20 protein-coding genes and 1 tRNA gene are annotated in these 22,570 nt (G+C 62.9%); 11 read left to right on the top strand and 10 right to left on the bottom strand.

What is annotated here, in order from left to right; translation table 11 throughout:
• Window positions 1–293: 293 nt before the first annotated feature.
• A complete protein-coding gene (locus ACFE72_RS13725) occupies window positions 294–1,760 on the bottom strand; it encodes a glycosyltransferase (protein ID WP_375413651.1) in 1,467 nt (488 codons plus the stop codon).
• 361 nt (window positions 1,761–2,121) lie between these two features.
• Here ACFE72_RS13725 and ACFE72_RS13720 point away from each other — a divergent pair, with 361 nt between their 5' ends.
• Window positions 2,122–3,363: an LLM class flavin-dependent oxidoreductase gene (locus ACFE72_RS13720; RefSeq protein WP_375413650.1), complete on the top strand. Its 1,242-nt coding sequence runs from the start codon at window positions 2,122–2,124 to the stop codon at window positions 3,361–3,363.
• A gap of 115 nt (window positions 3,364–3,478) precedes the next feature.
• Here the strand turns inward: ACFE72_RS13720 and ACFE72_RS13715 are convergent, their stop codons facing one another.
• The gene (locus ACFE72_RS13715) at window positions 3,479–4,294 is read right to left on the bottom strand and encodes a hypothetical protein (protein ID WP_375413649.1); all 816 of its coding nucleotides are present in this window, start codon (window positions 4,292–4,294) and stop codon (window positions 3,479–3,481) included.
• Between the two features lie 112 nt (window positions 4,295–4,406).
• Between ACFE72_RS13715 and ACFE72_RS13710 the strand changes: the two genes are divergently transcribed.
• A complete protein-coding gene (locus ACFE72_RS13710; RefSeq protein WP_375413648.1) occupies window positions 4,407–5,783 on the top strand; it encodes a cytochrome P450 in 1,377 nt (458 codons plus the stop codon).
• 16 nt (window positions 5,784–5,799) lie between these two features.
• On the opposite strand, the gene ACFE72_RS13705 is transcribed toward ACFE72_RS13710, so the two are convergent.
• Window positions 5,800–6,813: an adenylate/guanylate cyclase domain-containing protein gene (locus ACFE72_RS13705; protein ID WP_375413647.1), complete on the bottom strand. Its 1,014-nt coding sequence runs from the start codon at window positions 6,811–6,813 to the stop codon at window positions 5,800–5,802.
• A gap of 149 nt (window positions 6,814–6,962) precedes the next feature.
• Between ACFE72_RS13705 and ACFE72_RS13700 the strand changes: the two genes are divergently transcribed.
• The gene (locus ACFE72_RS13700; protein ID WP_375413646.1) at window positions 6,963–7,238 is read left to right on the top strand and encodes a hypothetical protein; all 276 of its coding nucleotides are present in this window, start codon (window positions 6,963–6,965) and stop codon (window positions 7,236–7,238) included.
• A 115-nt stretch (window positions 7,239–7,353) separates the two neighbouring features.
• Here ACFE72_RS13700 and ACFE72_RS13695 read toward each other — a convergent pair whose 3' ends face one another.
• Window positions 7,354–8,196 (bottom strand): SDR family NAD(P)-dependent oxidoreductase, encoded by an 843-nt coding sequence (locus ACFE72_RS13695; RefSeq protein ID WP_375413645.1) that lies wholly within the window; start codon window positions 8,194–8,196, stop codon window positions 7,354–7,356.
• Window positions 8,197–8,351: 155 nt separating this feature from the next.
• Between ACFE72_RS13695 and ACFE72_RS13690 the strand changes: the two genes are divergently transcribed.
• The gene (locus ACFE72_RS13690) at window positions 8,352–9,308 is read left to right on the top strand and encodes a sensor histidine kinase (RefSeq protein WP_375413644.1); all 957 of its coding nucleotides are present in this window, start codon (window positions 8,352–8,354) and stop codon (window positions 9,306–9,308) included.
• Window positions 9,309–9,665: 357 nt separating this feature from the next.
• Complete coding sequence (locus ACFE72_RS13685; RefSeq protein ID WP_375413643.1) at window positions 9,666–11,354, top strand: putative bifunctional diguanylate cyclase/phosphodiesterase; 1,689 nt, start codon at window positions 9,666–9,668, stop codon at window positions 11,352–11,354.
• 147 nt (window positions 11,355–11,501) lie between these two features.
• On the opposite strand, the gene ACFE72_RS13680 is transcribed toward ACFE72_RS13685, so the two are convergent.
• Window positions 11,502–12,140 carry a carboxymuconolactone decarboxylase family protein gene (locus ACFE72_RS13680; RefSeq protein WP_375413642.1) on the bottom strand — a complete coding sequence of 213 codons (639 nt, stop codon included), beginning with the start codon at window positions 12,138–12,140 and terminating at the stop codon, window positions 11,502–11,504.
• A gap of 143 nt (window positions 12,141–12,283) precedes the next feature.
• Window positions 12,284–13,261: a Bug family tripartite tricarboxylate transporter substrate binding protein gene (locus tag ACFE72_RS13675; RefSeq protein WP_375413641.1), complete on the bottom strand. Its 978-nt coding sequence runs from the start codon at window positions 13,259–13,261 to the stop codon at window positions 12,284–12,286.
• Between the two features lie 210 nt (window positions 13,262–13,471).
• On the opposite strand from ACFE72_RS13675, the gene ACFE72_RS13670 reads away from it, so the two are divergent.
• Window positions 13,472–13,548: transfer RNA gene (locus ACFE72_RS13670), tRNA-Arg, on the top strand.
• Between the two features lie 37 nt (window positions 13,549–13,585).
• Here the strand turns inward: ACFE72_RS13670 and ACFE72_RS13665 are convergent.
• From ACFE72_RS13665 to ACFE72_RS13655, 3 genes are read right to left on the bottom strand one after another with little or no spacing between them, the layout of a single operon-like run.
• Complete coding sequence (locus ACFE72_RS13665) at window positions 13,586–14,218, bottom strand: dihydrofolate reductase family protein (protein ID WP_375413640.1); 633 nt, start codon at window positions 14,216–14,218, stop codon at window positions 13,586–13,588.
• A complete protein-coding gene (locus tag ACFE72_RS13660) occupies window positions 14,200–14,802 on the bottom strand; it encodes an SRPBCC domain-containing protein (protein ID WP_375413639.1) in 603 nt (200 codons plus the stop codon). Before ACFE72_RS13660 ends, ACFE72_RS13665 begins: the two co-directional genes overlap by 19 nt.
• Complete coding sequence (locus tag ACFE72_RS13655) at window positions 14,795–15,139, bottom strand: ArsR/SmtB family transcription factor (protein ID WP_375413638.1); 345 nt, start codon at window positions 15,137–15,139, stop codon at window positions 14,795–14,797. Before ACFE72_RS13655 ends, ACFE72_RS13660 begins: the two co-directional genes overlap by 8 nt.
• A gap of 207 nt (window positions 15,140–15,346) precedes the next feature.
• Between ACFE72_RS13655 and ACFE72_RS13650 the strand changes: the two genes are divergently transcribed.
• From ACFE72_RS13650 to ACFE72_RS13630, 5 genes are all read left to right on the top strand, one after another.
• The gene (locus tag ACFE72_RS13650) at window positions 15,347–16,579 is read left to right on the top strand and encodes a rhodanese-like domain-containing protein (protein WP_375413637.1); all 1,233 of its coding nucleotides are present in this window, start codon (window positions 15,347–15,349) and stop codon (window positions 16,577–16,579) included.
• A 154-nt stretch (window positions 16,580–16,733) separates the two neighbouring features.
• Window positions 16,734–17,777 (top strand): C-terminal binding protein, encoded by a 1,044-nt coding sequence (locus ACFE72_RS13645; protein WP_375413636.1) that lies wholly within the window; start codon window positions 16,734–16,736, stop codon window positions 17,775–17,777.
• Window positions 17,778–17,893: 116 nt separating this feature from the next.
• A complete protein-coding gene (locus tag ACFE72_RS13640) occupies window positions 17,894–19,219 on the top strand; it encodes an ABC transporter substrate-binding protein (protein ID WP_375413635.1) in 1,326 nt (441 codons plus the stop codon).
• A gap of 133 nt (window positions 19,220–19,352) precedes the next feature.
• Window positions 19,353–20,309 carry a carbohydrate ABC transporter permease gene (locus ACFE72_RS13635; RefSeq protein WP_375413634.1) on the top strand — a complete coding sequence of 319 codons (957 nt, stop codon included), beginning with the start codon at window positions 19,353–19,355 and terminating at the stop codon, window positions 20,307–20,309.
• On the top strand, window positions 20,302–21,201 hold the full coding sequence (locus ACFE72_RS13630) for a carbohydrate ABC transporter permease (RefSeq protein ID WP_375413633.1): 900 nt from the start codon (window positions 20,302–20,304) through the stop codon (window positions 21,199–21,201). Before ACFE72_RS13635 ends, ACFE72_RS13630 begins: the two co-directional genes overlap by 8 nt.
• Before the next feature lie 147 nt (window positions 21,202–21,348).
• On the opposite strand, the gene ACFE72_RS13625 is transcribed toward ACFE72_RS13630, so the two are convergent.
• A complete protein-coding gene (locus ACFE72_RS13625) occupies window positions 21,349–22,548 on the bottom strand; it encodes an ABC transporter substrate-binding protein (protein WP_375413632.1) in 1,200 nt (399 codons plus the stop codon).
• Window positions 22,549–22,570 lie beyond the last annotated feature (22 nt).

The following is a 22,570-nucleotide window of genomic DNA, read 5'->3' as shown; positions in this document are numbered from 1 at the left end:
CAGCTCCTTTGTAAGAAACCTATAACCTCATCGAGAACAGATAGTTGCTGCACTGCAAAATAAAAAGACCGTGTGCTGCCGGTCGCCCGGTAAATCCGAACCGGCGTTGCCGCATCGCCGACCCTCAACGGCCGATGGCCATTCCCGTCACCTGGACAGAACCCTGCAGGACCACCGGACCGTAGGGTCGAACGGAGCGTCGGTAACACCCCGTCCTTGCGAGCAAAGCGAGGCGATCCAGAGCAGCGCGGCAAGACTGGATTGCTTCATCGCTACGCGCCTCGCCATGACGGCTAAATCGCCTTCAATTTGCGGTAGGCGAACCACACCATCTTCAACAGCAGCCAGCCGTCGCGGAAGCGGGAGATCTGAGTTTCGCCGAAGGTGCGCGCCTTGTAGTGGATCGGCGTTTCGATGATCTTGAGATTCTGCTTGGCGGCGCCGAAGATCAGGTCGAAATCGCCGAACGGATCGAAGTTGCCGAAATAGCCGCGCTCCTGCGCCAGCACCTCGTAATCCCGGCGCAACAGCACCTTGGTGCCGCACAGCGTGTCGGTCAGGCGGGTGTTGACCAGATAGCTGAACAGGTAGGCGAAAAACCGGTTGGCGATCAGGTTGAGCGGGCGCATCGCCTCATGCTCCATCGGGTAGATCAGCCGCGTACCGTTCACGAACTCGGCTTTGCCGGTTTCGATGACGGCGTGGTATTTCGGCAGCGCCTCCGGCGGCATGGTGAGATCGGCGTCCAATATCATCAGCACGTCGCCGGTTGCGGCGGCAAACCCCTTGCGGACCGCGTCACCTTTGCCTTTGCCGTCCTGTTTCAGCACCTTGATGTCCCAGACTCCCTTGTAGGCGTCGCGAACGCGCTCGCATTCCTCGAACGTGCCGTCGCTGGAGTTGCCTTCGACGAAAAGAATCTCCTGCGCGGAGCCGAATTTCGGCATCCTCAAAATCGCGTTTTCGATATTGCCCTTTTCGTTGCGGCACGGGATCAGGATGCTCGCCGAGAGCGCGCGATCCGGAAAATACCGCACCGGGCGTCCGACAATGTAGGTGCGCAGGCACAACTGCCTGATCCCGGGCAGCGGCGCGATGTATTTGTTGATCAGCGGCCCGAGGCCGAGCCAGCGCCGCGGCAGCAACTGCCGCTGTTCGGTCCGGATCACCTCGAAATCAGCGAGGTCCAGCAGGTTCAGAAAATCCGCGGTGGCGATGTAGTTGATGATCGGCTGCCTGCTGCGCAGCCGCAGCGCTTCGGCGAGCTTCAGCACCGGCTCCCACAAATGCGAGTAATAGGAGATAATGATCCGCGTCGACGGCGCGCAGAGTTGATGCACCAGCCGCAAGGTGCCGTCGATGTCCTCGAACATGCCGATGGTGTCGGCGATCACGATGTAATCGAACGGTCCTTCGATTCCGGCCAGCGTCGACGGATCTTCGACATCGCCCAGGACAAAGACGAGGTCGGCATGACGGGCGTTGGCCTTGGCGATGGTCTCGGCGCCGAAATCGACGCCCACGCCGTAAGACGGCTGCAAAGCGGCGAGCAAATTGCCGCGTCCGCAGCCCAGTTCCAGCACGCGCTTGCCTGGTGGAATTAGAAACTGCATGAATTTGCGGTCGTCATCATGGTAGGCCACGTTGAATTCGCGCCAGCGGTCCAGTTCGTCGCCGCTGGCTTCAAAGTGATCCAGCAGATCGCGCTTGCGCTGGTTGAGCACATGCGGATTGGATCGGGACGTTTCACTCGAATTCATTGCGGTTCCGGATACGCTGGCGGAAGTCGCCTTACTACAGCCTTGCCGGTGCGGAGCCAACACGTTGCCGCGGGCCGATCGCGGTCAAAAGAGGCAATCGCGCCGATTTGGCGGAGAGCGTCCGGGAACGAAGCGTCGAACCGGTACTTTTGATGCGCCATTCTGATCAGCGGCGTTTCGACGAAGCGATAACTTGCAGCGCAGATCAAAACTGGAGCGCGTGAAGAACGCCGCATTGCGTCCGGGGCACGTTATTTGCGACGAGCCTGCGCGGCGGCAACCCTGAGCAATTGCCATGCGCCGCTCGGCCACGTAGTTTGCGGGCCAGCCAACCAAGAACAAACGTCCGGAGAGAAACCCCATGGCACGTCTGAAATTCGGAGCCTTCCTCGCCCCGCATCATCCGATCGGCGAGCATCCGATGCTGCAGTTCCGCCGCGATCTGGATTTCGTCGAGCAGATCGATGCGCTCGGCTTCGATGAATTCTGGTGCGGCGAGCATCATTCCTCGGGCTGGGAAATGATCGCCTCGCCGGAGATGTTCCTTGCCGCCGCCGGCGAGCGCACCAAACGGATAAGGCTCGGCACCGGCGTGGTGTCGCTGCCCTATCACCATCCGTTCAACGTGGCGCAGCGCATGGTGCAGCTCGACCACATGACCGGCGGCCGCGCCATCTTCGGCTCCGGCCCCGGGGCGCTGGCGTCCGACGCGCACACGCTCGGCATCGATCCGATGACCCAGCGCGACCGTCAGGACGAGGCGATCGGCATCATCCGCCGGCTGTTCAACGGCGAACGCGTCACCGCCAGGAGCGACTGGTTCACCATGAACGACGCGGCGTTGCAGATCCTGCCGCTGCAGGAGGAGATGCCGTTCGTGGTGGCGTCGCAGATCTCGCCTTCCGGCATGACGCTGGCCGGCAAATACGGCATCGGCATCATCTCGCTGGGGTCGATGTCGACGCAGGGGCTGATGGCGCTGCCGACGCAATGGGGATTTGCCGAGGACGCCGCGAAAAAGGCCGGCACCACGATGAGCCGCGCCAACTGGCGGGTGCTGCTGTCCTGGCACATCGCCGAAACCCGTGAACAGGCGCGCCGCGAAGCCGGCGCCGGACTGATGCGCTGGCACAACGAATATAATGTCGGCACGCTGCAGCGGCCGGGCCTGCAGCCGTTCACGTCTCCCGAGGACGCCGTCGAGAAGACTGCGGGCGGCGAAGCTGCGGCCTCCACCATCGGCACTCCTGACGATCTGGTGAAGACGATCAAGAGCCTGATGCAGGTGAGCGGCGGCGTCGGCACCATCGTCGGCTTCGTGCACGACTGGGCCAATCCGGAAAACACCCGCAGAAGCTGGGACATGGTGGCGCGCTATGTGATTCCGGAAATCAACGGCTACACCGCAAAGCTGCGCGAATCGCAGAAGTTCCTGGTGGAGAATCGCGCGGTATTCGAGCGCGCAGGCCAAGCGGTGATGGCAAAGATCATGGAGAACGACAAGGCCGCCGCGGCGCTGCCCCTCACCGGCCCCGGCCGGGTCGCGATCCCCACCATCAACGCGCCGGACCTGCAGAAGGAAGCCGCGAAACGGAAGGCGTAAACCTCGTCATTCCGGGGCGTACGAAGCGAGCCCGGAATCCATAACGACGACATGGGATTATGAATTCCGGGCCTGCGCCAAGAGGCGCATCCCGGAATGACGGCGGTTGAGTGTTCTACTTCGCGTAATAATCCTGCACCGTCTCCCAGGCCACATTCTGCAAGAACCGCGCGGTCGGCTCGTCGATGCCGGCGAGATAGCCGTTGCCGACCGGCGAGCGGCCGGTCAGCGCCGAGAATACCACGCAGGATGCGAGGTAAGTCCCGGCGAGACTCGGGTGACGCTTGTCCGGCGCATAGAGATTGAGCTCCGGCTGTTTTGAAATCGCGCGCGCGAACGCCAGTCCCGCGGGGATCACCAGCGCCTCATTGGCGTTGCCGGCAATGGTATAGGCCTCGGCGAGCTGCGCGGTCATTTCCGGCTTGTCGGCGTAGGCCCAGGACATGAAGAACACCGGCCTGGCGCCATGCTTGCGCGCGGTATCGCTGCCCTTCCCGGCGAATTCGGTGAATACCGATTTGAGCTTCGGATGGATCGGGCACTGGCTGCAATCCATCAGGATCGCCACGTCGAACAGCTTGTCGAGCTTGTTGAAGACGACGTTGTTCTGGTCGTCGAACGAATAGTTGCCGATGGCGTTGGGCCGGAAATAACTTTCGACGTCATGCCAGTCGAAGCCGGAGCCGCTGATGGTCACCGAGGTGGCGCGATAGTCTGACTTGTGAGCGGGGTCGGCGGCCCGCTCCAGCCCGAGCACATGGCTATGCATGCTGTTGTTGTAATAGAAAAAGCTGTTGCCGATGAAAATTTCGGTCTTGGGAAAATCCGGACCCAGCGTCGTGAGCCTGGGCTTGGTCTGGGCGGCAAGCCCGCTCGCAGCGATCATCATAGCGGCAAGCGCCACGAACGTTGCGCGGAAAATTCCTGGCATTTCAACCTCCCGGTCCGATTTTCAGGTTCGCACCCTACCACGCCGCGGGGGTTTTTCGTAACCTGCGAACATGCCAATATGATATAGCAGGCCGTTAACCGGAGTTCTCGCCATGTCGATGCAAAGTATGGCCTCTCCCGTGGCGGCCTTTGTCAGCCCGCCGAAGCGCAAGGACCTTGCCCACATTCCCGGCGAGGAAGGCTGGCCGGTGATCGGCCGGACGCTTCACGTGCTCGCCGACCCCAAGGGCGAAGTGCAGCGCATGGCCGCCAGATACGGTCTGGTCTATCGCAGCCGCGTGCTGGGCGAAACCAGCATCTCCGCGCTCGGGCCCGAGGCCAACGAACTGTTGCTGTTCGACCAGACCAAACTGTTTTCCTCCACCCACGGCTGGGAAACCATCCTCGGCCGGTTGTTTCCGCGCGGGCTGATGCTGCTGGATTTCGATGAACATCGTCTGCATCGCCGGGCGCTATCGGTGGCATTCAAGTCCGGACCGATGAAATCCTATCTCGGCAAACTCGACGCCGGCATTGCCGCACGGGTGGCGCAATGGCGCGCGCAGCCGGGGCCAATGCTGTTCTATCCGGCGATGAAGCAGCTCACGCTCGATCTCGCCGCCACGTCTTTTCTCGGCGCCGGAATCGGCGCCGAGGTCGATGAAATCACCGGCGCCTTTGTCGACATGGTCGCCGCCGCGGTCACGCCGGTGCGCAAACCGTGGCCGGGCACCCAGATGGCGCGCGGCGTCAAGGGCCGCGCGCGCATCGTCAGGTATTTCTCCGAGCAGATCCCGATCCGTCGCTCGCAAGGCGGCGAAGACCTGTTCTCGCAATTGTGCCGTGCCACCCACGACGACGGCGCGCTGCTTTCGACACGGGACATCGTGGACCACATGAGTTTCCTGATGATGGCGGCGCACGATACCCTGACCTCGTCGCTGACGTCGTTCATCGGCGCGCTCGCCGCCAATCCGCAATGGCAGGACGCGCTGCGCGCCGAGGTGAACGCGCTCGGCCTCGGTGCGGGCGAGGCGACCACCTTCGACAGGCTCGAAGCCATGCCGCTGTCGGAGATGGCGTTCAAGGAAGCGATGCGGATGAAGCCGCCGGTACCGTCGATCCCCCGCCGCGCCATGCGCGATTTCACCTTCAAGGGATTTGCGATTCCGGCCGGTACGCTGGTTTCGACCAATCCGCTGTTCACCCACCACATGCCGGAGCATTGGCCCGATCCCGAAAGGTTCGACCCAATGCGTTTCACCGACGAAGCGCAGCGCGCCCGGCATCGATTTGCCTGGGTACCGTTCGGCGGCGGCGCGCATATGTGTCTCGGGCTGCATTTCGCCTATATGCAGGCGAAGTGTTTTGCCCGGCATTTTCTGCAGAACCTCAGCGTCTCGCTGGAGCCGGGCTATGTCCAGCAATGGCAGATGTGGCCGATCCCGAAGCCGAAGGACGGCTTGCGGGTGATGCTGACGGCGGTTTAACCGGCGGGCGTTGCGCTTATGCGTCAAGGCCGACCACGTCGATGCCGTCAGCGCGGCCGCGAATCGGAAGCCGGCCGAGGTCGCGAACCGCGCACGGCGGCGCCGAATTGAACCGTGCCATCGCCGCGCGCGACGCGAGGAATCCGCCATCCACGTTGCGGCTGAGTTCTTCCAACCTAGCCGCGATGTTCATGACGTCGCCGTTGAACACGATGGCGCGCTTGATGTCGCCGATCTCGCCGACGATCACCGGTCCGAAATGCAGGCTGCCGCGGATTTGCGGCGCGGCTCCGAACTCGCGTTCGAACTGACCGGCCGCGCGCGACAGCTCTCCGCGCATCGCCAGAAAGCAGCACAGCGGACGGCAATCGACCGCGCCGCCGCGTTCCGGCCACGTCACGATCACCTCGTCGCCGACATAGTTAAGCACCTCGCCACGCGTATCCACCACCGCGATGGTGAGGAGGCGGAAAGTACGATCGAGAAAACGATGGATCCCGATCCCGCCAAATCGCTCGGCCAGTCCGGTCGATCCTGCGATGTCGACGAACAGCACGAAGCGGTTTTCCTGTACCGGCATATGGTAGCGTCCGGTGATGAAATTGAGCAATGCGCGCCGACCGATGAGATTGGTAATCCCCAGAATGAGATTGATGGCCACTGCCAAGACGCCGGAATAAATCGTCGCGGCCCAGAAGGTGTCAATCGACGGTTCGACCGGCAGTCCGGCAAGAACGGCGCCCAAATGGAAGAACTGAATGGGGATGATGATCGCGGCGTAGATCGCGCTTCGCACGATCACACTCTTGGTGAACGAAAGACCCCCGAGCCAAGCGCGCATCGGCCCCTCTACGACGAATAGTTCGATTCCGCCGATCGCGATGCAAATCAGGAGTCCGTAGATGATACCCGACGCCACGCCTGACGTGGAGGTGTGGCCCAGCGATACGGGAAACACGATTCCCCCGATGATGCCGCTGGCAATGATGCCTGCAAACAACCGCAGTTTACGTTCGAGCCTGGCGTCCATTCTGCGCACCTCCTGCCGCCGACTATACACGGCCCGCATCGCCTGCCTTGGCAAGCCGCGGGATAGTACCGGCGGAAATGACTGGATTTTCGCGGGGTCGGGTCCAAAATGCCGTCTGCTTCAGGAATCCGACGACCCGGAAGGACGCCATGTTGCGCAACGATCTCGATCCGCTCATCCTCGATCTGCTGGAATGGATTGCGCGTGAGCCGCGCAGCCATGCGGACGTGATCGACGCTTGGCGTACCTCCTGCCCGCGGCTGACGGTGTGGGAGGACGCGATTGATCGCGGGTTCGCCGCGCGCGAACCCGCGCCGGGACGGAAAGCCATGATCCGGCTGACCGAGGCGGGCCGCGACTTTCTACGTGAGCATGGAAGGATGGTCGGTGGCGCCCACGAACCCGGCCATCATTGCCGGGCTTGACCTACTGGATCACACATCTCGTCATACGCGGGCTTGACCCGCATATCCATCTCCTTTGGAAGACCCTTTTAAAGGATGGATACGCGGGTCAGGTCCGCGCATCACGGCCGTCGTCTCAACCCTTCGCGTCATCGAACGCCTTGCGCATCGCGGCGAGACCCTGCTGCTGCCCGCTCCAGTTGCGGCCGCCGGTGATGGCGCCGTCGATCACGAGATCATGGCCGTTGATGAAGCTCGATTCGTCGCTGGCGAGGAATAGTGCGGCATGGGCGATGTCTTCCGGCAGCCCGGCGCGCGGGATCGGCTGCGCGGTCTTGTAGATTTCGCGCATCACGTCGGGCGTCTTCTCCGCCGCTTCGACAGAAAGGCCGAGCGCTTTGCCGAAAATACCGGTGGCGATCGCTCCCGGCGAAATGCTGTTGACCCGGATACCGGATTCGCCGAGCTCCATCGCCACGCATCTGGTCAGGTGAATGACCGCGGCTTTGGCCGCGCCATACACCACCGACGACGAGAAGCCGGCAAGCCTGCCGGCAATGCTGCCGTTGTTGATGATGCTGCCGGAGCCCTGTTTGCGCATATGAGGCGCCGCATGTTTCATGCCGAGCATGACGCTGCGCACCAAAGTCGCCATCGCGGCGTCGAAGCGGTCAACCTCAAGCCCCTCGATGCCGCCGGTCTGCGCCGGACCTCCGGCGTTGTTGAACAGGCAATCGATGCGGCCGAATTTTTCCACCGCGGTGCCGATCAGCGCGCGCATCTGATCTTCCTGCGTCACATCGGTCTGGCGAAAGATGCAGCTGGAGCCGAGCCGCCTGGCGAGCGCCTCCCCCTCCGGCGCGCGGCGCCCGGCGGCGACGATGTTCGCGCCTTCGGCGACGAAGATCTCCGCCGTCCGCAACCCGATGCCGCTGGTGGCCCCCGTAATGACAGCGATCTTGCCGTTCAGCCGCCCCATCTCGTTCTCCTTTGTCAGAATATTGTTCCGGCATATTCCCGGCTTGGGGATGGCAAAGCAAGCCGCCGGCAGCCGACTCAATTGGCTACCTCAGGTGGTGTAATCTGTTCTATGGTCAGCCTTGATTCAATGTGCCGACCGGCTGGATGGGACCAATGGAAAAATGGGCTGAGGAATTCCGCCGCGGCTGGCAGGGCATATCACCGCCGTCGCTGCCGCTCAGCCTGGGCTTCGCGGCCTCCTGTCTCGCACTGGCAACCGGCGTTCGCTGGGGCCTCTCGCTGATCCGGCCCGAACTGGCCTTCGCACCATATTTTCCGGCGGTGCTGTTTGCGACGGCTTTCGGCAGCTTTCGTATCGGCGTGGCGGCGGCGGCCGCGGGCGGCCTGCTCGGCGCCGCAGTAACGTTCGACGAAACCCCGGCCGATTCCGCGCGGCCCGTCCTGCTGCTGATTTACGCGGTGGTGTCGGGACTCATTATATGGGGCGCCGGGCATTATCGATTGATCGCGTCGCATCATCGCAGCATTTCGAACCGCCTGAGGGAAGAAGAAAGCTACCGAAAGCTGGTGGTCGACGAGCTTCAGCATCGGCTGAAGAACAAGCTGTCGACGGTCCACGCCGTACTGCATAACCAGCCGCAAATCTGGGCCGGCGTCGATGCGCGCCTTCGCGCGCTGTCGGCGGCCGACGATCTGATCGCGCGGGCCGACGGCAGAGGGCGCGATTTGAGGGATCTGCTGCTGATGGAGTTGGGACCCTACGGCCACTTGCGATTCACGCTGAGCGGCGAACGGCTATTTCTTCCCGCCAAATTTGCCGTCAGCTTCGCGCTGATCCTCCATGAACTTGCCACCAATGCCGCCAAATACGGGGCATTTTCTGCCCCAGGGGGGTTGCTGCAGGTATCGTGGTCCGCGGCCGGGGATCGGCTCACGCTGGTCTGGGACGAGAATGAAGGTCCACCGATCACCACGGTGGGCAAGGCCGGCTTTGGCACCAAGCTGTTGCACGCCGCGCTAAAGCCGTTCGATGGCAGCACCGAGATCGCGTTTTTGCGGACTGGGGTCCATTGCACGCTGAAATGCCGGATCCCGCACGACGTGGTCTGAGCGTCATGCCCGGCCTTGTGCCGGTCGTCCTTTCATTAAAGCAGAAAGGCGTGGATGGCGGCGACGGAGCCCGGCCATGGACGACTGGTGCCGCCGTTGACGCTCTGTTAATGACAACCTGCAGCGGTTCCATACAAACCGCCGCTGCGGAGCCCCGACCCCATCTTTCTGACAAGGACTTAACGAAAACTACAAACGACCTTGCGAAGGTCGGCGGCCATGCACTGTGCCGCCAGCCATCGCGTCGGGACCGACGCAGCCGATGTCGACCACGCTGCCGTTCGCCCGGGTGTTGCGCGGCCCGGAGACGAGCGCAACGTCCACGCCGAGCTGAATCTTCTGAATGAAATTATCAGGATGCTCCCTACCGGTGTAACCGTGCAGGACGAGCAGGGACGCTTTGTGCTCGTCAACGACGCCGCCGCGGCGCAGTTGAGGATTCCCGCAGAGGATTTGCGCATCGCCGCGCCGCTCGTCGCGAACGACCTGGTCCATCGCCGCGACACCTGTATCCGATTGCTGCGCGCGGACCGCGCCGTCGTCAGCGAGGAATGCGTGTCCGACGGCGATATCAAGCGGACGTTCCTCACCGCACACCGCCCGGTTCGTATCGCCGATGCAAAGCTGCTGCTGACCAGTTCCGCCGATCTAAGCCCGCAGAAGGCCGTGCAGGACGAGCTATTCCGCCGCGCCTATTATGATGAACTGACCGGGCTGCCGACGCGGCGGGTGATCGAACGGCATGTCAACGACCTGCTGCATGAGGATGCCGCCGAACCATTCGCGCTCGCGTTTCTCGACGTCGACAATTTCAAGCACATCAACGACTATTACGGCCACGCCATCGGCGATGCGCTGCTGGTCGAAATCGCGCGGCGGCTCGGGCTGGACTTGCGCGAGTCCGACATGCTGTCGCGGATCAGCGGCGACGAGTTCCTGTTGCTGCTGAACCCGGTGCAAAGCCAGCAGGAGGTCGCCGACCACATCCAGTTTCTGCTGCAGCGGCTGCGGGCGCCGTTCTTCGTCGACGGCTCCGAGGTGTTCGCCTCTGCCTCGATCGGCGTCAGCCTGTATCCCGAACATGGCCGCAGTTACGACGTGCTGCGTCAGAATGCCGACATCGCGATGTACCGCGTCAAGAACGAGGGCAAGGGCGCCGCGGTTTTCTTCGACGTCAGCATGGAGCGCGAGGCGCTGGCGCGCATGGAACTGGAGCAATCGCTGCGGCTGGCGATCCTCGACAAGCGGTTCTGCTGCGCGTTCCAGCCCAAGGTCGATATCCGCACCCGCGAAATCAAGGGCATCGAGGCGCTGGTTCGCCTGCGCAACGACGAAGGCGTGCTTCAGGCGCCGGGCACTTTCATCAATCTCGCGGTGGAGCTTGGATTGATCGACGAGCTCACCCATCTGGTGCTGGCCGAGATCATGAAGTCGATCGATCTCATCAACGACACCTTCGGCTCCGAGACCAGCATCAGCGTCAATGTCGCGGCGAAGCAGGCCGGCAATCCGGAGTTCATGCAGTCGTTTGCGCGCGCGCTGGAGGCGACGGGTTGTCCGAGACGGTTCATCATCGAGGTGACGGAAGACGCTTTTGTCGCGAAAACCCATTTCCAGGACCGGATCCTGCCGGAGTTCCGGCGGCTCGGGGTCGGAATTTCCATCGACGATTTCGGCATCGGCTACTCGTCCTTGTCAGCGCTGGCCGACATCACCGCCGACGAGATCAAGATCGACCGCTCCTTCATCACCGACATCCACAAGCGTCCGCGCAGCCAGGGCATCCTGAAAGCCATCGAATCCCTGAGCGAAGCGCTCGGCATGACGGTGATCGCCGAGGGCATCGAGACATTCGAGGAACTGGCCTATCTGCAGGCCGCCACGAAGATCCGCTACGCTCAGGGGTTTTATTTCTCCAAGCCGATCTTTCTGGAAGAGCTCGGCGCGATCGGCCGCACCTCAAGCGCCGTCCGCGCCGTGTCGAAAAACCGGCCGATGCCGGAGACGCGGCCTGTGTATTCGCGTGCTAACGGGTACGGTCGGTAACTCCGCAAGGGACCACAAGCACTCGTCATGGCCGGGCCTGACCCGGCAACCCTCTTTTTCGGTAAATTCCAGTGAAGCGATGGATACGCGGGTCAAGCCCGCGTATGACGCTGAGAGTGTGTCGGCATTTCGTACGGTTCTGTGCGGCTACCTTGTCAATGCCGGCAGCGGCGTTACCTTGTCGTCCGGCATGCCGGCCTGCATGGTGATCAGCGTCATCGACACCAGGTCGTAATATCCGATGATGCCGATGATATCCATGATGCCGCGTTCGCCGAACTGGCCGAGCGCCGCCTTGTAGACCGGGTCGGATACTTTCTTGTCACGATAAAGCGCGGACGCCAGATCGTACAGCGCCGCTTCGTCCTCCTTCATGGCCTCCGGGCGCTTGCCGGCCGCGATGTCGTTTGCAACCTGCGGATCCAGGCCGCCCTTCAGCGCCAAGGGGTAATGCGCATACCATTCATATTGCGCGGTCCACTGCCGCGCCGTGATCAGGATTGCCAATTCGCTCAGGCGCGGCGGCAGCGAAGTATTCCAGCGCAGATAATCCGACAGCGCCGACAGGCGGTTGGCCAGATCAGGATTGGCGATATAGGCGCGATAGGGGGGATTGACGAATTTCGCATTGCGCGGCGGCACCGAGATCAGCTCCGCCCATTTCTTCTGCTCGGGATTGAGCTGCTCGGCGGTCATGGGCGGGAATCGCGTGATTTCGTCCGCGCGAACCTTGGGTGAGAGGACCAGCGATGCAGCGATGACGATGAAGGCCAGAAGATGTTTCATTTTTATTCTCCCCGATGTTTCTTGAACTTCCGTCATTGCCGGGCGTGACCCGGCAATCCATCCTTTGCGACAACCCTTGTGAAGCGTGATCGATACGCGGGTCAAGCCCGCGGGATGACGCCGAGCGTGCGTCCGCATTTGCCCTACTCGCCCTTGATGTTATTCTCCTGCACCACGGGTCCCCACAGGTCCATCTGCGCTTTGAGGAATTTCGCTTCGTCCTCCGGCCCGCCCAGCAGCATGGCGACCTGAAGGTTTTCCGAAATCTGTTTCGAGATCCCCGGTTCGCGCAGGGTTTCGATCAGCGCGGTCCCAAAACGCTCGTTGATCGGTTTCGGCGTGCCGGCCGGGGCAAAAACACCCCACCACGCGTAGGATTCGAAATGCGCGAAACCGCTTTCGATGGCGTTCGGTACCGCCTGCAGTGTGGACATGCGGGTCTTGCCGGTTTGCAGGATCGGCCGTATCGTCGCCGCGCTTACCTGCGGCATCACCAGGGCGGCGCTGCCGATGATAAAATCGACATGGCCGGCAATGGCGTCGTTCATGGCGGGGCCGCCGCCGCGATAGGGCACGTGTACCATCTTGATGCCGGCGAGCTTGGTCAGCTGCACCATGGTCAGGTGACCGACGCTGCCCGATCCGACCGACGCATAGGTCAGCGTGTCCGGTTTTGTCTTTGCGGCGTCGATGACGTCGGCGAAGGTCTTGTAGGGACGCGACGGATGCGTCGCCAGCACGTTCGGCGCGGTGCCGATCAGCACCACCGGATCGAGGTCCTTCTGGGTGTCGAACGGCAGGTTCTGCAGGAACGGATTGACGGCATGGGTGTCGAACACGAACAGCCAGGTATTGCCGTCGGGCGCCGACTTCGCCACCGATGCGGTGCCGGCGCTGCCGGAGCCGCCGGATTTGTTTTCGATGACGATGGCGGCGCCGAGGCGCTGTTGCAGCCCGGCCTGCACCAGACGCGCGATCGGGTCCACGGTGCCGCCGGGCGGGAACGGCACGACGATCTTGATAATGCCCGACGGCCAGTTCTGCGCGCGCGCCGCCCGGCGGTGCGCCAGTATCGGAACCATCGCCGCGCCGGCAATCATGGAACGCCGCGTTATCGGCATGAAGTCCTCCCCGTCTTGTTCGAGCCTTGTTGGCGGCTGCAAACCGCGCCCGGAGTGAAGCACACCGCGCGCCGACAATACAGGTGGCACCGCGTCAAGCCGCCCGTTCCGGCATGGCCGGGCTGCCATGAGCCGCGGAGTCGGGACCGCAGCAACGCCGCCTACTGAGCCCGTTGCCGCCGCGGGCCCAATCGGCTAAACGAACCTCACGCACCCGTAGCTCAGCTGGATAGAGCGTTGCCCTCCGAAGGCAAAGGTCACACGTTCGAATCGTGTCGGGTGCGCCACGCTCTCTTCGCCTCGCGACGTTCCGCTATAGCCGGCTCACCGGGTAAGCACGAGGTGGGTCGCCAGCTCCGTCGGCACCACCTCCGTCACACCATAGCCGAGGCCCGGCAGGTCAATGCCTTCGAACAGGGCTTCACCGCGGCCCAGGAAAGCGGGCGCGATCGCCAGGTGCATCTCGTCGATCGCGCCGGCGAGAAGGTACTGGCGGACGGTCGAAACGCCGCCGCCGATCTTCACGTCCAGGTCGCCCGCGGCGGCCTTGGCCTGGGCGAGTGCCGACTCGATCCCGTCGGTGACGAAATAGAAAGTCGTCCCGCCCTCCATCGCGATGGGCGCGCGGGCGTGGTGGGTGAGGATGAAGGTCGGCGCGTGGTACGGCGGATCGTCGCCCCACCAGCCCTTCCAGTCCGGCCCGCCCCAATTGTCGCCGGCCGGTCCGAACATGTTGCGGCCGAGAATGAAGGCGCCGAAGCCTTCCGCTGCGGCGCGGGCGAAGCGATCGTCAGTCCCGCCGTCTGCCCCGATCATGGATCGAAAGGCCCGGGTCGGATAGAACCAGTTGTGCAACGCCCGGCCCCCTTTGCCCATCGGATGCTCCAGGCTCTGTTCCGGGCCGGCGCCGAAGCCGTCGGTGGACACTGCAAACCCTCTTACGCGCACCTTGCCCACGGGTGACCTCCGTCTGTCAGCGAACCGATCTGAGCAGAAGTTTCAGCCGGCGACAGCTCGCGCGGCTGAACCACCCTTTCCTCGAAGAGAAATTCCGCCAATCTATCGAACGTGCCATTCCAGCCAGCGGAATGGCTGATGGCGCTCTTTATTGACAGGAACCCGGTCTGACTAAAATGCATCCGAGTGCCTCCGTTCGCCAACTCCTCAAGGCGAACGATGACGTGGGTCTGGACGTCAGGGCCATCTTCATGGTTCGGAGTTTCCCAAGCGAACGTGAATTCCAGGCGTTCAGGCGGCGTTACGACGAGATATCGTCCTGATTGCCAGAGCACAACGTCTTCAACGTTGTCTGACTTGAGGCAGGCGCGCCACGCTCCTCCCACGCGGACATCCGCACAAACTTCGGCCGCCGGATAAAACTTCGGGCCGTGCCATCGGAGTATCCGGTCGGGTTGTGTCCAGGCCCGCCATACGCGCTCGCGCGGCGCGTTAAAGTCCCGAGTTATCGTTAAGGGTCGCGGTAAGTCGCTGTTCTCGACACCAGGACAATCGTCGCTGTAACTCGCGTTGCGGTCAGACATCCTCGGATCCCCCAGCCTCCGGCATTTCCAGATACGCGGCCAGGCGATCGAAGCTCCCTTCCCAATGCACGCGACACTTTTCGATCCAATCCGCGATTTCCGAAAACGCGGCTACTTGAAGTTTCGCGGGCCGAGCGACGGATTTGCTAGGCCGACTGCGTGTAACGAAGCCGGCGCGTTCCAGAACGGCCAGGTGCTTTGCGACCGCTGGAACCGTCATCTCCAACGGTTTCGCAAGATCAGCCAGGGTCAACTCGCCGAGGGCGAGGCGGGCCAACATTGCCCGCCGTGTCGGGTCAGCCAGAGCTGCGAACTTCGCGCTTAACGGATCATGCATATCTAAACCATCTAATATATATACCTGATGGTATATATATTGGCGGATTGCCTGTCAAGGCCGGGGATCGAGCGCTCAGGCGCGTGGCAGCGGAGCGGTGCCGACCGGTTCGAACTGCCGGCCAGGCGTGGTACGCTTGAGTCATCATCGGACGGCGGTTCGTGCCGGCCCATTGGCTGTTGCGTCCTACCAAGGTCAACCGCATCCATGACCACATCCCCCGTCGCCCCTGGCCAGGTTCGCCGCGCGCTGCTGCTGCGCGAGGAAATCGCGTTGCTCGATGTGCGGCACGAGGCCGGCTACGCCACCGGCCATCCGCTGTTTGCAGCCAACATGGCGGCGGACAGGATCGAACTCGAAGCCGAAATGCGGCTGCCGCGCAAGGATGTGCCGATCGTCATTTACGACGCGGGCGACGGCCTTGTTCTGCAGGCCGCGGATCGCCTGATGGCGTTGGGGTACACCGACGTTCGGCAGCTTGATGGAGGGCTGCAGGCATGGCGGATGGCCGGCTGCGAAATTTTTCAGGACGTGAACTCCTATGCCAAGGCCTTTGGCGAACTGGTCGAGCACCGTAAGCACACGCCTTCGCTGCCTGCGGACGAGGTCGCGGCATTGATCGCAGGCAACGCCAACGTCGCGATCCTCGATGTGCGCAGGCCGGATGAATATGCGACCATGAACATCCCCGGCTCGGTCAGCGTGCCCGGTGGGGAACTGGTGCTGCGCGCGGCAGCCGCCGCGCCCGACCCGGCGACGACCATCATCGTCAATTGTGCCGGCCGTACCCGGTCGATCATCGGCGCCCAGTCGCTGATCAATGCCGGCCTAGCCAACAAGGTGCTGGCGCTGCGCAACGGCACGATCGGCTGGACGCTGGCCAACCAGCGGCTCGAGCACGGCGCCGACCGGCGCGGCGGGATCGGCCTGTTCGAGGGCGCGGCAGCCAACGCGCGCGATGTCGCCTACCGCGCCGGCGTGCGGCATGTCGGCCCGGACGACGCGATGGCGCTGCAGGCCCGAACCCATCGCACGCTGTATCGCTTCGACGTCCGCTCCGCGGACGATTATGCGGCCGGTCATCTTCCGGGCTTTCGCAACTATCCCGGAGGCCAGCTGGTCCAGGAGATCGACATGGCGGCTCCGGTGCGCGGCGCGCGCCTCCTGCTGACGGATGATAGAAGCGTGCGCGCGGATATGACCGCGTCCTGGCTCGCACAGATGGGGTGGGAAACCTATGTGCTCGACGGCGGCTACGACGGCGCGCTGGAGGTGGGACCGCCGGAGGTTTTGCCAAAGCCGGATCCGTCCCACCGTTACCGGCGTCCCTACGAGGGCACCGATATCGACACCGCCGCGATGCAGGCCTATCTCGACTGGGAATATGGCCTGGTCGAGCAGCTGCGGCGCGACGCGACGCATGGGTTTTTTGTGATTTGAGGCCAGACGGGCGCCGCTTAGTCCGCGCGCTCCGGTCTGACGGGCCCATTCCGTCCCGGCTCTAGCCGGACGCCGCCCAACCATGCTTTGATGCGCGGACAACAAACAGGCCGCGCCTTCATCGAAGGCAAGCGGCGGGCGACTGGGAGACGAAATGCCGAAATTCACCATTCTAACGCCGAAAGGCGCGAGCTTCACCGTGGCGGGCGGCGGTTACGGCTACGAGATGGAAGCGCTGGAGGGAATCGGGGCCGAGATCGTCGAGGCACCGGCCAATGAACCGGACTTCATCGCCGCCGCCAAGCATGCCGATGCCATCTATGGCAAGAGCATGCGGATCTCCAAGGCGATCATCGACAGTCTCGAGAACTGCAAGGTGATCACGCTCGGCAGCGTCGGCGTCGATAGCGTCGACGTCAAGGCCGCCACCGCGCGCGGCATTCCCGTCACCAACATCCCCGACACGTTTATCGAGGAAGTCGCCGATCACGCCATGGCGCTGCTGCTGGCGGGCTTCCGCCGGCTGGTCGCGCAAGACCGCATGGTGCGGGAAGGCCGCTGGGCCGAGGGCCGTCCGGCGCTGCTCAAGATTCCGCGGCTGATGGGGCAGACGCTGGGATTCATTTCGTTCGGGCGGGTGGCGCGCGCGGTGGCCAAACGCGCGGCGCCGTTCGGGCTTCGCATGATGGCTTACGATCCGTTCATCCAGGAAACGCTGATCTCCGATCACGGCGCGATCCCGGCGACCTTGTCCGAAGTGCTGTCGCAGTCGGATTTCATATCGATGCATGCGCCGGCGCGTCCTGAAGTGCACCATATGCTCGGCGAGAAGCATTTCCGGCAGATGAAGCCGGGCGCCATCTTCATCAACACCGGACGCGGCGCGACCGTGGACGAGGAAGCGCTGATCAAGGCGCTGCAGGAGGGCTGGATCGCGCATGCCGCGCTCGACGTGCTGGAGACCGAGCCGCCCTCGCACAATAATCCGATGCTGGGCATGGACAACGTCACGCTGACCGCGCATGTCGCCTCGGCTTCCGCGCGCTTCGACGAGGCGCGCAAGCGCCGCGTCGGCTACGAACTGTCGCTGGTGCTGTCCGGGATGTGGCCGGTGAGCTGCGTCAATCCCTCGGTGCTGCAGAATACCACATTGCGCCGCTGGCAGCCGGTCGGCATGGATCGCGGTCCGAACAGCTGAACACATCATCGCGAGGAGCACTTGCGGCGAAACAATCCCGTTCCTGCTTTGGCCTCTGGATTGCTCCGCTTCGCTCGCAATGACGAACACGACAACAAAACAACCGGAGGAAGGCAATGCAGGACATCACCCGCCGCGACGCGCTCAGCCTGGGAGTTTCCGCCGCGGCGCTGGCCGCGACCGGCGCGTCGGCGCAGACGATCAAGGCTGCCGATGTAGCGAACCCGAATTTCGCGATCGAGAAAGGCGCCAGCCTGAAGATGCTGCGTCCGGTCCGATTCGTGAAAGCCGACGAAGACGTGTTCCGCGCCAATGCTGCAAAATTCACCGAGAAGACCGGCGTCGAGGTCAAGGTCGATTTCGTCGGCTGGGAAGACATCAACCAGCAGACCGCGGTGACCTCGAACTCCGGCGCCGGTCCCGACATCATCATCGGCTTTTCCGATGCGCCGCACATCTATGTCGACAAGCTGGTCGAACTCACCGACGTCGCCGACTATCTCGGCAAGCGTTATGGCGGCTGGCAGCCGCTGGCGCAGCGCTACGGCAAGCGCCACAAGAGCAGCGCGTGGATCGGGCTGCCGTTCGGCGCCAGCGGCGGACCGCTGATTTATCGCAAATCGGTTCTGCAATCGGTCGGCTTCGACAAGGTGCCGGAGGATCACGCCGGCATTCTCGACCTCTGCCGCAAGCTGCAAAAGGCCGGCAAGCCGGCGGGCTTCGCGCTGGGCAATGCCAAGGGCGACGGCAACGGTTTTGCGAACTGGGTGCTATGGTCGCACAACGCCTCCCTGCTCGACGAGGAAGGCAACGTCATCATCAACAGCAAGGAAACCGTCGCCGCGCTCAAATGGCTGAAGGAACTTTATCCGACCTTCATCGCCGGCACGCCCTCCTGGAACGACGTCAGCAACAACCGCGCCTACTCGTCCGGGGAAATAGCCCTCACCGCGAACGGCGTCTCGCTGTATTTCTCGCTCAAGAACGATCCCGCGACCGCCGCGATCGCGGAAGACACCGAGCATCAACTGCTGCCGAAGGGCCTGGCGAAAATGTCGCCGATGGCGGGTCTGACGCTGAACGCGATGGCGTTCAAGCACAGCCCGTATCCCAACGCGGCCAAGGCATTCCTGCAGTTCATGCTGGAGCGCGAGCAGTACGAGCCGTGGCTGAACGCCAACAGCGGCTACTGGTCCCAGTCGCTTGCCGCCTATGCGGACGCGGCGGTGTGGTCCGGCGATCCGAAGGTCCGGATCTTCAAGGACACCATGGCCAGCACCTATTACGATGGCTACAAAGGCCCGATTTCGACGGCAACCGGTGCGGTCTCTTCCGACTACGTGCTGGTGCAGATGTGCGCCGCCGTTGCGACCGATGCCGCGACTCCGGAGGCCGCGGCCGCGGAAGCCGAACGCCGCGCCAAGCGGTATTTCCGAAGGTGAGATACGTGCGACAGCGACGAGGTTCGTCCTGCCCGGGCTTGTCCCGGGCATCCACGTCTGTGCTGACTCCGAGCAAGCAAGACGCGGATGGCCGGGACAAGCCCAGCCATGACGAAGCGTACGGGACGTCGGCATGACTCTCACCACCACGCTTTCCCGCCGCTCCGACCATGCGCAGCCGAACTGGCTGGTCCGGCTGTTCGACTACAAGCCGTTCCTGATCGTCATTTGTCTGACGCCAGCGATCGGGCTGTTGCTGGTGTTCCTCACCTATCCGCTGGGGCTGGGCGTCTGGCTGGCGTTCACCGATACCACCATCGGCCGCCGCGGCGTCTATGTCGGGCTGGAGAATTTCCAGTACCTGCTGACCGATCCGTTGTGGTGGAGCGCGGTGTTCTACAGCGTGTTCTATACCGGCGTCGCGACGTTCGGGAAGTTCGCGCTCGGCTTCTGGCTCGCCCTGTTGTTGAACAACCATTTCCCGTTCAAGAGCCTCCTGCGCGCCATCGTGCTGCTGCCCTGGATCGTGCCGACCGTGCTCTCCGCGCTGGCGTTCTGGTGGATCTACGATCCCCAGTTCTCGATCATCTCCTATCTGCTGGTCGACGTCCTGCACCTGCGCGCCACCAATATCGATTTCCTCGGCAGCCCATGGCCGGCGCGGTTTTCGCTGATCGCGGCCAATATCTGGCGCGGCATTCCCTTTGTCGCGATTTCGCTGCTGGCGGGCCTGCAGACCATCTCGCCCGCGCTCTATGAGGCGGCGATGCTGGACGGCGCCACCGCCTGGCAGCGCTTCCGCTTCATCACCTTTCCGATGATGCTGCCCATTCTCGCCATCGTGATGACGTTCTCGATCATCTTTACGTTCACCGATTTCCAGCTGGTCTACGCCATCACCCGCGGCGGACCGGTCAACTCCACCCATTTGCTGGCGACGCTGGCGTTCCAGCGCGGCATCGCCGGCGGCGAACTCGGCGAGGGTGCGGCGATCGCAGTGTCGATGATCCCGTTCCTGGTGGTCGCAACGCTGTTCAGCTACTTCGGCCTGGCGCGCCGCAAATGGCAGCAGGGAGAAAGCAATGACTGAGGCCGTGGCGCAGCCCACCAGCAATGTCGCCAGTTCCACGCCCGAACCCATGGACTGGGATTCCAAGGCACGGCGGACGGTGATGATCTATTTGCCGCTGTCCTGCTTCGTGCTGATCCTGCTGTTTCCGTTCTACTGGATGACCATCACGTCGTTCAAACCGAACGCGGAGCTGTTGAACTACAAGGCGCACAATCCGTTCTGGATTTCCTCGCCGACGCTCGCGCACGTCAAACACCTGCTGTTCAACACCGCCTATCCGCACTGGCTGCTGACGACGATGTCGGTGGCCATCGGGGCCACCTTCATTTCGATTTTCTCCTCGACGCTGGCGGCATACGCCATCGAACGCCTGCGGTTCAGGGGCAGCCCCTATGTCGGGCTCGGAATCTACCTCGCTTATCTGGTGCCGCCGTCGATCCTGTTCATCCCGCTGGCGACGGTGGTGGTCCAGTTCGGGCTGTTCGATAGTCCGCTGGCGCTGATCCTGGTCTATCCGACCTTCCTGGTGCCATTCTCGACCTGGCTCCTGATCGGCTATTTCAAGTCGATCCCCTATGAGCTGGAGGAGTGCGCGCTGGTGGACGGCGCGACCCGGTTGCAGATCCTGTGGCGGATCACCCTGCCGCTGGCGGTGCCGGGATTGATCTCGGCAGGCATTTTCAGCTTCACGCTGTCCTGGAACGAATTCATCTACGCGCTGGCATTCATCCAGAGCAGCGCCAACAAGACCGTGCCGGTCGCGATCCTGACGGAGCTGGTGTCAGGCGATGTGTATCAGTGGGGCGCGCTGATGGCGGGCTCCCTGCTCGGCTCGCTGCCGGTCGCGATCTTCTATTCGCTGTTCGTGGATTATTACGTGTCGTCGCTGACCGGCGCGGTGAAGGAATAGCCGTCGTCCCCGCGCAGGCGGGGACCATAGCTCCGATCTATCACGATGAGCGAGGCGTTCGCCAATGGCATCCGCCGTCGCAAAACATCGAACATGGTGGTTATGGGTCCCCGCCTGCGCGGGGACGTCACCGTTTCGTCCGCCTCATCAGAACGACAGGCTTTCCTTTACCAACACCCAGCGGCCGTTCTTGACCTGCTGCACCTGGGTCACCGTCGAGGCGAGATGGCTGGTCCTGGAGAAGATCGAGGGCGGCGACGAGAAGATGTCCTGGAACGGCTCGCCTGATTCCAGCGCGTCGAGCACCTTCTGACCCGTGAGATCCTTGCCGGCCTTGTTCACATAATGCGCAAACGTCGCCACGGCGTTGTAGCCGATGATGGCCTGGGTGTTGGCGTCGGCGCCAAACGATTTCTTGTAGGTGACCAGCCAATCCTTCACTTTTCCCTTTGCGGTGTCCTCGTAGGGAATCTCGAACGCCGCGGCGGCATACAGGCCTTCCACCGCTTCCTTGCCGAGTGCCGGCACTTCAAGCACGTTGGTCGGCGTCGCACCCAGGAAAGTCACGTCCCAGCCCAGCTTCTTGGCTTCACCCATCGCGCCGATGGTTTCGCGGATCACCGTGCCGAGCACGACGATATCGCAGCCATCGGATTTCATCTTGGCGACTTGCGCCGAGAAATCGGAAGCGCCGCGCTTGTAACTGGTCACCGACGCCGGTTGCACCTTCATCGCCTCGAGCTGCGAGGTGAAGCCGTCGAGCACGCTCTTGCCGTACTCGTCGTCCTGATGCATCAGGCAGGGTTTCTTGAAGTTCCTGGCCTCCATCATGTATTTCAGCGCGGCGCGGGTGCTTTCGACGTAAGGCAGCAGGTTGTTGAACTTCAACCGCTCCTGGGGTTTCGAGGGATCGAACTTGAAGGTAAATTCGGCCGCGGTAAGCGGGAACAGCTGCAACACGCCGGCATCGAACAGGATGTCCTGCGCGGCGAGCACGGGAGCCGAACCCATCGGACCGATCATGGCGAAAATCTTGTCGCGCTCGATCATCTTTTGCGACGCCAGCACCGCCTTCTTCGGATCGTAGCCGTTGTCCTCCAGGATCATCTTCAGCTTGCGGCCGTTGATGCCGCCCGCGGCATTGATTTCCTCGACGGCCATTTTCATGCCGTTCGATACCGGCACGCCCCACACCTTGATCGGGCCGGACAAATCCTGATGGGTGCCGATCACGATCTCGGTGGCCGAGATGCCTTCATTGGTGACCTTGGTCTGTGCCGCGGCCGGCAGATGGGTCAGCGCAAGGGCGCCCGCCGCCAAGCCTAATGCCTTCAGCGATTTCGACATGTCGATTTCCTCTCCGTTGGCC

The sequence above is a fragment of the uncultured Bradyrhizobium sp. genome (genome assembly GCF_964252615.1).
Lineage (GTDB): Bacteria > Pseudomonadota > Alphaproteobacteria > Rhizobiales > Xanthobacteraceae > Bradyrhizobium.
Note: the sequence above shows the minus strand (reverse complement) of the source record. Positions and strands in the feature narration are given on the sequence as shown.

Bases quoted from the DNA above. Each gene is read 5' to 3' on its own strand.
- ACFE72_RS13690 (WP_375413644.1), top strand. From the start codon at position 8,352: ATGGAAAAATGGGCTGAGGAATTCCGCCGCGGCTGGCAGGGCATATCA.
- ACFE72_RS13725 (WP_375413651.1), bottom strand. From the start codon at position 1,760: ATGAATTCGAGTGAAACGTCCCGATCCAATCCGCATGTGCTCAACCAG.
- ACFE72_RS13700 (WP_375413646.1), top strand. From the start codon at position 6,963: ATGTTGCGCAACGATCTCGATCCGCTCATCCTCGATCTGCTGGAATGG.
- ACFE72_RS13710 (WP_375413648.1), top strand. From the start codon at position 4,407: ATGTCGATGCAAAGTATGGCCTCTCCCGTGGCGGCCTTTGTCAGCCCG.
- ACFE72_RS13695 (WP_375413645.1), bottom strand. From the start codon at position 8,196: ATGGGGCGGCTGAACGGCAAGATCGCTGTCATTACGGGGGCCACCAGC.
- ACFE72_RS13645 (WP_375413636.1), top strand. From the start codon at position 16,734: ATGCCGAAATTCACCATTCTAACGCCGAAAGGCGCGAGCTTCACCGTG.
- ACFE72_RS13630 (WP_375413633.1), top strand. From the start codon at position 20,302: ATGACTGAGGCCGTGGCGCAGCCCACCAGCAATGTCGCCAGTTCCACG.
- ACFE72_RS13680 (WP_375413642.1), bottom strand. From the start codon at position 12,140: ATGAAACATCTTCTGGCCTTCATCGTCATCGCTGCATCGCTGGTCCTC.
- ACFE72_RS13635 (WP_375413634.1), top strand. From the start codon at position 19,353: ATGACTCTCACCACCACGCTTTCCCGCCGCTCCGACCATGCGCAGCCG.
- ACFE72_RS13655 (WP_375413638.1), bottom strand. From the start codon at position 15,139: ATGCATGATCCGTTAAGCGCGAAGTTCGCAGCTCTGGCTGACCCGACA.
- ACFE72_RS13625 (WP_375413632.1), bottom strand. From the start codon at position 22,548: ATGTCGAAATCGCTGAAGGCATTAGGCTTGGCGGCGGGCGCCCTTGCG.
- ACFE72_RS13660 (WP_375413639.1), bottom strand. From the start codon at position 14,802: ATGTCTGACCGCAACGCGAGTTACAGCGACGATTGTCCTGGTGTCGAG.
- ACFE72_RS13720 (WP_375413650.1), top strand. From the start codon at position 2,122: ATGGCACGTCTGAAATTCGGAGCCTTCCTCGCCCCGCATCATCCGATC.
- ACFE72_RS13640 (WP_375413635.1), top strand. From the start codon at position 17,894: ATGCAGGACATCACCCGCCGCGACGCGCTCAGCCTGGGAGTTTCCGCC.
- ACFE72_RS13650 (WP_375413637.1), top strand. From the start codon at position 15,347: ATGACCACATCCCCCGTCGCCCCTGGCCAGGTTCGCCGCGCGCTGCTG.
- ACFE72_RS13675 (WP_375413641.1), bottom strand. From the start codon at position 13,261: ATGCCGATAACGCGGCGTTCCATGATTGCCGGCGCGGCGATGGTTCCG.
- ACFE72_RS13715 (WP_375413649.1), bottom strand. From the start codon at position 4,294: ATGCCAGGAATTTTCCGCGCAACGTTCGTGGCGCTTGCCGCTATGATG.
- ACFE72_RS13705 (WP_375413647.1), bottom strand. From the start codon at position 6,813: ATGGACGCCAGGCTCGAACGTAAACTGCGGTTGTTTGCAGGCATCATT.
- ACFE72_RS13685 (WP_375413643.1), top strand. From the start codon at position 9,666: ATGCTCCCTACCGGTGTAACCGTGCAGGACGAGCAGGGACGCTTTGTG.